The sequence below is a fragment of the Streptococcus massiliensis DSM 18628 genome (assembly GCF_000380065.1).
GTDB lineage: Bacteria > Bacillota > Bacilli > Lactobacillales > Streptococcaceae > Streptococcus > Streptococcus massiliensis.
Map to the genome: position 1 here is coordinate 1 of NZ_KB904436.1, position 3771 is coordinate 3771.

The window sequence follows — 3771 nt, forward strand, 5'->3', positions numbered from 1 at the left end:
GCTAAGCGACTCCCCTATCTCACAGGGGGCAACCCCCCACTACTTCCGGCGTTCTAGGGCTTAACTGCTGTGTTCGGCATGGGTACAGGTGTATCTCCTAGGCTATCGTCACTTAACTGCTGAATGTCCGATGAACACTCAAAATTGAATATCTATTCTGCTAACAAGTGCTAAACTAAAACTCTGTTCTTGAAATCAAATTGTACTCGGGCTAAATCCTTACGATTCACGTCCTCATTACTTAAAATTGTATTCGGACTAAAAAGCTAGTGATTTAGATAGCTATCCTTCGGTTTCATCGAAACCTCGGCTATCTCCTAAAATCATACGCTTTTCTTCACGTCCTCATTACTTAGTTTGGATAAGTCCTCGAGCGATTAGTATTAGTCCGCTCCATTGCTCACACAACTTCCACTCCTAACCTATCTACCTGATCTTCTCTCAGGGCTCTTACTGATATTTAATCATGGGAAATCTCATCTTGAGGGGGGGTTCACACTTAGATGCTTTCAGCGTTTATCCCTTCCCTACATAGCTACCCAGCGATGCTCTTGGCAGAACAACTGGTACACCAGCGGTAAGTCCACTCTGGTCCTCTCGTACTAGGAGCAGATCCTCTCAAATTTCCTTCGCCCGCGACGGATAGGGACCGAACTGTCTCACGACGTTCTGAACCCAGCTCGCGTGCCGCTTTAATGGGCGAACAGCCCAACCCTTGGGACCGACTACAGCCCCAGGATGCGACGAGCCGACATCGAGGTGCCAAACCTCCCCGTCGATGTGAACTCTTGGGGGAGATAAGCCTGTTATCCCCAGGGTAGCTTTTATCCGTTGAGCGATGGCCCTTCCATACGGAACCACCGGATCACTAAGCCCGACTTTCGTCCCTGCTCGAGTTGTAGCTCTCGCAGTCAAGCTCCCTTATACCTTTACACTCTACGATTGATTTCCAACCAATCTGAGGGAACCTTTGGGCGCCTCCGTTACCTTTTAGGAGGCGACCGCCCCAGTCAAACTGCCCGTCAGACACTGTCTCCCATAGGGTTCACCTATGCGGGTTAGAGTGGCCATAACACAAGGGTAGTATCCCAACAACGCCTCCAAGTAAACTAGCGTCCACTTTTCATCGGCTCCTACCTATCCTGTACATGTGGCACAGACACTCAATATCAAACTGCAGTAAAGCTCCATGGGGTCTTTCCGTCCTGTCGCGGGTAACCTGCATCTTCACAGGTACTAAAATTTCACCGAGTCTCTCGTTGAGACAGTGCCCAAATCATTACGCCTTTCGTGCGGGTCGGAACTTACCCGACAAGGAATTTCGCTACCTTAGGACCGTTATAGTTACGGCCGCCGTTTACTGGGGCTTCAATTCATACCTTCGCGTTACCGCTAAGCACTCCTCTTAACCTTCCAGCACCGGGCAGGCGTCACCCCCTATACATCATCTTACGATTTAGCAGAGAGCTGTGTTTTTGATAAACAGTTGCTTGGGCCTATTCACTGCGGCTGACTATAGTCAGCACCCCTTCTCCCGAAGTTACGGGGTCATTTTGCCGAGTTCCTTAACGAGAGTTCTCTCGCTCACCTGAGGCTACTCGCCTCGACTACCTGTGTCGGTTTGCGGTACGGGTAGTATGTACTTTGCGCTAGAAGCTTTTCTTGGCAGCGTGACATCACTCACTTCGCTACTAAACTTCGCTCCCCATCACAGCTCAACGTTATAGGTATAAGCATTTGACTCATACCACGCCTCACTGATTAGCCAGACACTTCCATTCGTCTGGTTGAGTTAGCCTTCTGCGTCCCTCCTTCACGATACATACTAGTACAGGAATCTCAACCTGTTGGCCATCGGATACACCTTTCGGTCTCTCCTTAGGTCCCGACTAACCCAGGGCGGACGAGCCTTCCCCTGGAAACCTTAGTCTTACGGTGGACAGGATTCTCACCTGTCTTGCGCTACTCATACCGGCATTCTCACTTCTATACGTTCCAGTGCTCCTCACGGTACACCTTCATCACCTATAGAACGCTCTCCTACCATACCTATAATAGGTATCCACAGCTTCGGTAAATTGTTTTAGCCCCGGTACATTTTCGGCGCAGGGTCACTCGACTAGTGAGCTATTACGCACTCTTTGAATGAATAGCTGCTTCTAAGCTAACATCCTAGTTGTCTGTGCAACCCCACATCCTTTTCCACTTAACAATTATTTTGGGACCTTAGCTGGTGGTCTGGGCTGTTTCCCTTTCGACTACGGATCTTAGCACTCGCAGTCTGACTGCCGACCATAATTCATTGGCATTCGGAGTTTATCTGAGATTGGTAATCCGGGATGGACCCCTCACCCAAACAGTGCTCTACCTCCAAGAATCTTTATGTCGACGCTAGCCCTAAAGCTATTTCGGAGAGAACCAGCTATCTCCAAGTTCGTTTGGAATTTCTCCGCTACCCACAAGTCATCCAAGCACTTTTCAACGTGCCCTGGTTCGGTCCTCCAGTGCGTTTTACCGCACCTTCAACCTGCTCATGGGTAGGTCACATGGTTTCGGGTCTATAACATGATACTATTCCGCCCTTTTCAGACTCGGTTTCCCTACGGCTCCGCTTCTTCCACTTAACCTCGCATCATATCATAACTCGCCGGTTCATTCTACAAAAGGCACGCTCTCACCCATTAACGGGCTCGAACTTGTTGTAGGCACACGGTTTCAGGTTCTCTTTCACTCCCCTCCCGGGGTGCTTTTCACCTTTCCCTCACGGTACTGGTTCACTATCGGTCACTAGGGAGTATTTAGGGTTGGGAGATGGTCCTCCCAGTTTCCGACGGGATTTCGCGTGTCCCGCCGTACTCAGGATCCTGCTAGGTATAAAGACTATTTCGACTACGAGGCTTTTACTCTCTTTGGCTTACCTTCCCAGGTAATTCGTCTATACTCTTTACGTCCACATTGCAGTCCTACAACCCCGAAGAGTAAACTCTTCGGTTTGCCCTCTTGCCGTTTCGCTCGCCGCTACTCAGGCAATCGCTTTTGCTTTCTCTTCCTGCAGCTACTTAGATGTTTCAGTTCACTGCGTCTTCCTTCGCAACTCCTTAACAGAGTTGGATGACAGGCATTACCTGCCGGGTTCCCCCATTCGGACATCTCTGGATCAAGGCTTACTTACAGCTCCCCAAAGCATTTCGTCGTTTGTCACGTCCTTCATCGGCTCCTAGTGCCAAGGCATCCACCGTGCGCCCTTATTAACTTAACCTTATTTCATTAAATTTAATAAAGAAAACTTCTTTTTAAAACTCTTCTCACAGCGTTTCGGTTTATTTTCTTGTTACTATTTGATATAGATATTCAATTTTCAATGTGCATGAGGATACCACTTCCAACTTTGAATAAAGTTGAACTTCAGACTAACTTCTTAGGAAAATAGAGAAACCTCCTGGTGTGCAAGACACACAACGTCGGTTTCCTAATTTCCTACAGAAGTTTTCGCTTAAGCGAACCGTCTTCAGTATCCTATGGAGCCTAGCGGGATCGAACCGCTGACCTCCTGCGTGCAAAGCAGGCGCTCTCCCAGCTGAGCTAAGGCCCCACGACCTCTCAAAACTAAACAAGACCCAATGTGCTTCCGTAATTGTACTCAGACTAAAAAACTAGTCATTTAGATAAACTGTCTAAGAAATCAGGATTTCTTGACAGTTTCCTAAAATGATACGTTTTTCTTAACGTCTTCGTAACTTAATTTCCTTAGAAAGGAGGTGATCCAGCCGC

Annotated in this window: 1 tRNA gene and 2 rRNA genes; all 3 read right to left on the bottom strand. The window is 48.2% G+C overall.

Annotation, left to right across the window (positions count from 1 at the left end):
• The 3 genes from rrf to A3I3_RS0109420 all read right to left on the bottom strand — a co-directional run bounded on the left by rrf (position 1) and on the right by A3I3_RS0109420 (position 3592).
• Positions 1 to 116: ribosomal RNA gene (gene rrf, locus A3I3_RS0109410) — 5S ribosomal RNA — on the bottom strand.
• A 241-nt stretch (positions 117 to 357) separates the two neighbouring features.
• A 23S ribosomal RNA gene (locus tag A3I3_RS0109415) occupies positions 358 to 3259 on the bottom strand.
• Positions 3260 to 3519: 260 nt separating this feature from the next.
• Positions 3520 to 3592: transfer RNA gene (locus tag A3I3_RS0109420), tRNA-Ala, on the bottom strand.
• Positions 3593 to 3771 lie beyond the last annotated feature (179 nt).